The organism is Aeromonas sp. s8 (genome assembly GCF_040907785.1).
Classification (GTDB): Bacteria; Pseudomonadota; Gammaproteobacteria; order Enterobacterales; family Aeromonadaceae; genus Aeromonas; species Aeromonas veronii.
The window spans coordinates 75,372-82,156 of sequence record NZ_JBFOCL010000037.1 but is presented as its reverse complement, the minus strand read 5'-3'; the positions used below and the strand labels follow the sequence as shown (position 1 = coordinate 82,156).

At 60.3% G+C, this 6,785-nt stretch carries 6 protein-coding genes and 1 tRNA gene; 3 read left to right on the top strand and 4 right to left on the bottom strand.

What is annotated here, in order from left to right:
- The first annotated feature begins 6 nt into the window (after positions 1-6).
- From AB5Y86_RS11125 to htpG, 3 genes are all read left to right on the top strand, one after another.
- Positions 7-94 (top strand) — tRNA-Ser (locus AB5Y86_RS11125).
- A 184-nt stretch (positions 95-278) separates the two neighbouring features.
- Entirely contained in the window at positions 279-881 is a 603-nt protein-coding gene (recR, locus tag AB5Y86_RS11120) for a recombination mediator RecR (protein WP_005352677.1), read from the top strand.
- A 176-nt stretch (positions 882-1,057) separates the two neighbouring features.
- Complete coding sequence (gene htpG, locus AB5Y86_RS11115; protein WP_204479496.1) at positions 1,058-2,971, top strand: molecular chaperone HtpG; 1,914 nt, start codon at positions 1,058-1,060, stop codon at positions 2,969-2,971.
- A gap of 105 nt (positions 2,972-3,076) precedes the next feature.
- On the opposite strand, the gene AB5Y86_RS11110 is transcribed toward htpG, so the two are convergent.
- The 4 genes from AB5Y86_RS11110 to AB5Y86_RS11095 are packed head-to-tail and all read right to left on the bottom strand — an operon-like array spanning position 3,077 to position 6,783.
- The gene (locus AB5Y86_RS11110) at positions 3,077-3,862 is read right to left on the bottom strand and encodes an ABC transporter ATP-binding protein (protein WP_005333681.1); all 786 of its coding nucleotides are present in this window, start codon (positions 3,860-3,862) and stop codon (positions 3,077-3,079) included.
- Between the two features lie 34 nt (positions 3,863-3,896).
- The gene (locus AB5Y86_RS11105; RefSeq protein WP_005333679.1) at positions 3,897-4,895 is read right to left on the bottom strand and encodes an oligopeptide/dipeptide ABC transporter ATP-binding protein; all 999 of its coding nucleotides are present in this window, start codon (positions 4,893-4,895) and stop codon (positions 3,897-3,899) included.
- Complete coding sequence (locus tag AB5Y86_RS11100; protein ID WP_005333677.1) at positions 4,895-5,788, bottom strand: ABC transporter permease subunit; 894 nt, start codon at positions 5,786-5,788, stop codon at positions 4,895-4,897. The genes AB5Y86_RS11105 and AB5Y86_RS11100 overlap by 1 nt, the downstream gene beginning before the upstream one ends.
- Before the next feature lie 35 nt (positions 5,789-5,823).
- On the bottom strand, positions 5,824-6,783 hold the full coding sequence (locus AB5Y86_RS11095) for an ABC transporter permease subunit (RefSeq protein WP_005333676.1): 960 nt from the start codon (positions 6,781-6,783) through the stop codon (positions 5,824-5,826).
- Positions 6,784-6,785 lie beyond the last annotated feature (2 nt).

Below are 6,785 nucleotides of genomic sequence, written 5' to 3'. Positions count from 1 at the left end.
AAATTTGGTGAGGTGTCCGAGTGGCTGAAGGAGCACGCCTGGAAAGTGTGTATACGGCAACGTATCGAGGGTTCGAATCCCTCCCTCACCGCCAACTTGCAAAGCCCTGATGGAAACATCAGGGCTTTTTGCTATCCGCGTTTTTGCGAGTGCTGTGGGCAAGCCGATGGCGATGGGCGGCGGGCTCGGGTATAGTCCTGCGCCAATGGCGTTATCCTGTTTTGCTGACCCGTCGTGGCCCTGGTGGTGGCGAGGGGCAGGCCTGTGTAAGGAGTGTTATGAAGTTCAGTCCCCTGCTCGATGAGATGATGAAAGCCCTGCAGGTATTGCCGGGGGTGGGGCCCAAGTCTGCCCAGCGGATGGCCTTTACCCTGCTCGAGCGTGAGCGCAGCGGCGGTTTGCGTCTGGCCCAGTTGCTCTCCCGTGCCCTGACCGAGATTGGCCACTGCAGCCACTGCCGCACCTTTACCGAGAACGACCGCTGCGATATCTGCGCCAATCCCAAGCGGGAAGAGAATGGCCTGCTCTGTGTGGTGGAGAGTCCGGCGGACGTGGCCGCCATCGAACAGACCGGTCAGTTTTCCGGTCGTTACTTTGTGCTGATGGGCCATCTGTCGCCGCTGGACGGCATCGGCCCGGAGGAGCTGGGGCTCGATATTCTCGAGCGCCGTCTGAAGGAAGAGCACATCAGCGAGCTGATCCTCGCCACCAATCCCACCATTGAAGGGGATGCCACCGCCTGGTATATCGCCGACATGGCCCGTACCGCTGGGGTGGAGGTGAGCCGCATTGCCCACGGGGTGCCGGTAGGGGGCGAGCTGGAGCTGGTGGATGGCACTACGCTCTCCCACTCCCTGATGGGGCGCCAACGCTTGAAATAGCAAGGCGCCAGCCAGTTTCCCCGCATTAATAGCGGTCGAGCTGGGCAATAAATAGCCGTTTGAGCGGGTTTGAAGGGGCGAGTGAGCGGGATTGCACACTCGCCCCTTGATATTTGATTGGCCGTCCCCATCTAGGTTGGGCATATGTTCAACCCGATGTTTCTGAGGATTGGTCCATGACCCAAAGTGTTCATGCCGAAACCCACGGCTTTCAGACTGAAGTCAAACAACTGCTGAGCCTGATGGCTCACAGCCTCTACTCCAACAAAGAAGTATTCCTGCGCGAGCTGATCTCCAACGCCTCCGATGCGGCGGACAAGCTGCGCTTCAAGGCGCTTTCCGATGCCTCTTTGTTCGAAAACGACGGCCAGTTGCGTGTGCGTCTGGTGGTGGACAAAGAGAAGCGTACCCTGACCATCTCCGATAACGGGATCGGTATGACCCGTGATCAGGTGATTGAGCATCTGGGTACCATCGCCAAGTCCGGCACCGCAGAATTCTTCAAAAACCTCTCCGGCGATCAGGGTAAGGATTCCCAACTGATCGGTCAGTTCGGGGTCGGTTTCTACTCCGCCTTTATCGTGGCCGACAAGGTGACCGTGGTCTCCCGTGCCGCCGGTACTGCTCCGGAGCAGGGCGTACAGTGGGAATCGGAAGGGGAAGGCTCCTTCACCGTCGCTGATGTGACCAAAGAGGGTCGCGGTACCGATGTCATCCTGCACCTGCGTGCCGAAGAGGACGAGTTCCTCGACGACTGGCGTCTGCGCTCCGTGGTGGGCAAATATTCCGATCACATCAGCGTGCCTGTAGAGATGTACAAAGAAGGCACCCCGGATCGCGAAGAGGATGGTGAGACCATCGTCGGCACCTCGGGCGAGTGGGAGCAGGTCAACCGCGCCACGGCACTGTGGACCCGCAACCCGAAAGATATCAAGGACGAGGAGTATCAGGAGTTCTACAAGCACGTCGCCCACGACTTTGAAGATCCGTTGCTGTGGGGTCACAACCGGGTGGAAGGCGCGCAGGAGTACACCAGCCTGCTCTACGTGCCGGCCCGCGCACCGTTTGACCTCTATAACCGCGAGCAGAAGCACGGCCTGAAGCTCTACGTGCAGCGCGTCTTCATCATGGACGATGCCGAGCAGTTTATGCCGACCTACCTGCGCTTCGTCAAAGGGGTGCTGGACTCCAACGATCTGCCGCTCAACGTTAGCCGTGAAATCCTGCAGGACAACAAGGTGACCGCCTCCCTGCGCAAGGCTTGCTCCAAGCGCGTGCTGACCATGCTCTCCAAGCTGGCGAAAGACGATGCCGAGAAGTACGCCAAATTCTGGAAAGAGTTCGGTAACGTGCTCAAAGAGGGCCCGGCCGAGGATTACGCTAACCGCGAAGAGATCGCCAAGCTCTTGCGCTTTGCCAGCACCGCTGGCGAGGGCGAAGCCCAGACTGTCTCTCTCGAGGATTACGTTGGCCGCATGAAGGAAGGCCAGCAGAAGATCTACTACATCACTGCTGACTCCTATGCCGCTGCCAAGAACAGCCCGCACCTCGAGATCTTCCGCAAGAAGGGTGTCGAAGTGCTGCTGATGTGGGAGCGTGTGGATGAGTGGCTGATGAGCCACCTGACCGAGTTCGACGGCAAGCAGCTCATCTCCGTCACCCGTGGCGAACTGGATCTCGGCGATCTGGAAGATGAAGCCTCCAAGCAGGCGCAAGAAGAGGCCGAAAAAGCCAACGCCGGTCTGGTTGAGCGGGTCAAGAAGAGCCTGGGCGATGCAGTGAAAGAGGTGCGTGTCACTCACCGTCTGACCGACTCCCCCTCCTGCATCGTCACCGACGCCTACGGTATGAGCACTCAGATGATCAAGCTGATGCGCGCGGCCGGCCAGCCGGTACCGGAACAGAAGTACATTCTGGAGCTCAACCCTGACCATGCGCTGGTGAAGAAACTCGACACCATCGAAGACGAGGCGCTGTTTGGCGAGTGGGTCACCCTGCTGCACGAACAGGCCCAGCTGGCCGAGCAGGGCGGGCTGAACGATCCGGCGAGCTTCGTCTCCCGCATCAACCGTCTGCTGCTGCAAGCCTAAGCAGCAACGCCGGTAACAGAAAGCCCACTGCATGCAGTGGGCTTTTTTGATCCCGCCGAGTGAGCTCGGCGAAACACAGCGGCAAGGGAAGCGGCCAGCGCCTCTCTATTTGCGGTATTCGTTGTTGTAGTTCTGGATGAGACGGCGAGTCACCTCATGCTGGGGATCGGCAAACACCTTGAGAGTCTTGCCGCGCTCCACCACCCGACCTTCGTGCATTACCAGCACCTCGTCGCTGATATGGCTGACGATACCCAGGTCGTTGGCTACCAGCACATAACTCAGTCCCATGGTCTCCTGCATCTCCAGCAACAGGTTGATGATCTGGGAGCGTACCGAGATATCCAGGGTGGAGAGCGCCTCATCGGCCACCACGATCTTGGGGTTGAGGATCAGCGCCCGAGCGAGCGCCACCCGCTGCTGCTGACCGGAGGAGAGCATCTGCGGATAGAACAGGGCGTGATCCGGCAGCATCCCCACCATACGCAGGGTCTGCACCACCTTCTCGCGGCGCTCCTCTTCAGTCATCTCGGTGTTGAGGCGCAGTGGGGTTTCCAGGATCTGGCCGACCCGGATCTTGCGGTTCAGCGAGGTGTTGGGATCCTGAAAAATCATCCGCAGCAGTTTGCAGCGTGTCTGGTAATCGCCATGCACCATCAGCTGGCCGTCGATGGCGATGTCACCGCTGGTGGGTTCGATCATGCCAGCCAGAATGCGGGCGAGGGTACTCTTGCCGGAGCCAGCTTCGCCGACGATGGCGAGGGTCTGACCCACTTCGAGATCGAACGAGAGGGGCTTGATCGCCTCCACCGCCTGACGACGGAATAGACCGGTGCGGTTCTGGTAGGTTTTGCTAAGGCCTCTGACCTGCAACAGGGATGGCTCGATCACAAGCGGGGCTCCTTAATGGGGGCATTAACGGTCATCATTTTTTCGGCTCCTCCATGTTCAGCGGGAAGTGACAGCTGAACTGATGGCCCTTGATCTTGTTCATCAACGGAGTTTGCACGCACTGCTTCTGGGCATAGGGGCAGCGCGGCCCCAGACGGCAGCCGATGGGCAGGTGTTGCAGTGGCGGGATGACGCCGGGCAGGGTCTCTAGGCGCGACTTGTGGCGCACCAGCTTGTCAAAGTCGGGGATCGATTTGAGCAGGGCATCGGTATAGGGGTGATGCGGGGTCTCGAGGATCTGCTCCCGGGTGCCTACCTCCACCATCTGGCCGCAGTACATCACGTTGATGGTATCGGTCAGGTTGGCGATGGCGGCGATATCGTTACTGATGATCAGGATGGTGGTATTGCCCAGCTTGTTCATCTTGTCCAGCAGTCGCAGGATCTGGGAGTGGGTGGTGGACTCCATGGCGCTGGTGGGCTCGTCGGCTACCAGCAGACGCGGCTGGTTGGCAATGGCCATGGCGATCATCACCTTCTGGCACATGCCGTCCGACAGCTCGTGGGGATAGGCGCGCATCACCTTGCGGTGATCCTTGACGCCTACCCGGTGCAGCAGGGCGATGGCCTTCTTCTTGCGCCACTGGAAGCGCTGCCAGAATTGTCCCTCGAACGAATCGGTCGGGATCGCCTCTTCCAGCTGGGTGCCGATCTCCTCGGAGGGATCGAGACAGCTGATGGGGTCCTGGAAGATCATGGCGATCTCGCGACCCATGATGCGACGGCGCTCCTTGGGGGCCATGGTCAGCAGATCCATGTCGTTGAAGCGCATCCGGTCGGCACGTACTGTCCAGTTGTCCTTCTCGATGCCGACGATCACCTTGGCGATCAGACTTTTACCGGAGCCGGATTCACCCACCAGACCGCGGATCTCCCCCTCGGTCAGGGTCAGGCTCACCTTGTCCACCGCCTTGACCTTGCCTTGCGGGGTGTCGATCTCGATGGTGAGATTGCGTATGTCGAGCAGCGGCATCAGTCATTCCCCTCTTTGAGTGCTTCACGAATGCCTTCACCAACTAAATTGGTCACCAGCACGCTGAACAGGATGGCGATGCCGGGCAGGGTGACGGTCCAGGGGGCGAGATAGATAAGGTCGCTCGAATCGGCCAGCATGGTGCCCCACTCCGGTTGGGGAGATTGGGCGCCGAGGCCAAGAAAACCGACCGCCGAGATATCGAGAATGGCCGCCGACAAGGTGCGGGTGGTCTGGGCCACCAGGGTTTCGACAATGTTGGGCAAAATAGCCAGCCGCATGATCCGGAAGGGAGGCGAGCCATCGAGGCGGCTGGCGGTGATGTACTCCTTCTGCATCTCGGCATGCACTGCGTTATAGGTGGCCCGGATAAAGGGCGGGATCAAGGCGAGCGTAATGGCAATCAGGGTATTGCCAAAACCCGGCCCCATGATGGCGACCATGATGATGGCCATCAGCAGGGAGGGGATGGAGAGCAGGGTATCGAGCAGGTGGTGCAGCACGCTCGATTTAAGCCCCTTGCTCATCCCGCCGAGGATACCGATGGCGGAGCCCACCACCATGGCGATCACCACCACGACCAGCGCATAGCCGAAGGTGAGGCGCGCCCCCACCACCAGCCGGGAGAGCATGTCGCGCCCCAGATCGTCGGTGCCGAGGAAGTAGTCGATGTTGCCGGTTGCCGCCCAGGAGGGGGCGAGCAGCAGCTTGTCGGTGTGCTGTTCATCGATGCCGTAGGGGACGACCAGCGGCCCCACCAGCGTGATGAGCAGCAACAGCAAAAAGCACCAGAGCCCTGCCATCGCCAGCGGATTGCGGCTGTAGGAGGCCCACGTCTGCTCAAGGGGCGAGAGGATCTTGAGCTCGGGATAGATGTTCGATTTATCTTGCATAGGATACCTGGCTCCTGGTCACGCCATGAGCGCGTTCAATCTTGTTTGGCATACAACTCTTTGCGCCGTGCCGGATAGATAAGGGTGGTCAGCAACTCGGTACTGACGCTGGTCAGGATCACGAAACTGGCGACCACCAGGGTCGCGCCGCGAATAGCGGCATAATCCTGCAGGGCGATGCTGCTGATGAGCCAGCGGCCGATCCCGTGCCACTCGAACACCACCTCGGTGATCATGGCGGAGGTGAGTACGCTGCCTAGCTGCAGACCCAGCAGCGGCAGTACCGGCGGCAGGGCGTTCTTCAGACCATGGCGCCAGACGATCTGCGCCTTGGAAAGGCCCCTGCTCGCCGCCGCCTTGATGTAGTTCTGCTTCATCACGTCGATGAGGGAGCTGCGCACATGGCGGATCACCTCGGTGGTAGGCACTACCGCCAGCACCAGTGACGGAAGGATCAGGTGGCGCAGGGCATCGTGCAGCGCCGCTTGCCGCCAGGGCTCGTTGCTGAGCAGCACATCGATCACCGCGATGCCGGTAATGGGGGGGACGTCGTAGAGCAGGCTGATCTGCCCGGAGGCTGGCAACCAGCCGAGATCCAGCGAAAAGAGCATTACCACCAGCAGCGCCAGCCAGAACACCGGCACCGCATAGCCGATAAGACCGGCAGTCATGATGGAGAGATCCAGCGTCTTTCCCTGGGACAGGGCCGCCAGGGTTCCGAGAGGAATCCCCACCAGCAGCGAGATGGCGAACGCCGCCAGACAGAGGATCAGGGTCGCCGGGAAGTAGTGGCGGATCTCGTCCAGCACCGGCAGCCCGGAGACGCTGGAGAGCCCCAGGTCACCTGCGAAAATGCGACGCAGGAAGTCGGGATAGCCGCTCCAGAAGCTGAGCTGATGGCCGATCAGCCGATAGTCCAGCAGGTAGGCGACAAAGGTCAGCGCCAGCAGAGTGATAAGCAGCAGGTTGATGCGGCGCAAGGTGTATAGAAGCATGC

What these genes read in the sequence shown, in the direction of transcription:
- recR (WP_005352677.1), top strand. Translation starts at nt 279, where the DNA reads ATGAAGTTCAGTCCCCTGCTCGATGAGATGATGAAAGCCCTGCAGGTA.
- htpG (WP_204479496.1), top strand. Translation starts at nt 1,058, where the DNA reads ATGACCCAAAGTGTTCATGCCGAAACCCACGGCTTTCAGACTGAAGTC.
- AB5Y86_RS11105 (WP_005333679.1), bottom strand. Translation starts at nt 4,895, where the DNA reads ATGCCGCTGCTCGACATACGCAATCTCACCATCGAGATCGACACCCCG.
- AB5Y86_RS11100 (WP_005333677.1), bottom strand. Translation starts at nt 5,788, where the DNA reads ATGCAAGATAAATCGAACATCTATCCCGAGCTCAAGATCCTCTCGCCC.
- AB5Y86_RS11095 (WP_005333676.1), bottom strand. Translation starts at nt 6,783, where the DNA reads ATGCTTCTATACACCTTGCGCCGCATCAACCTGCTGCTTATCACTCTG.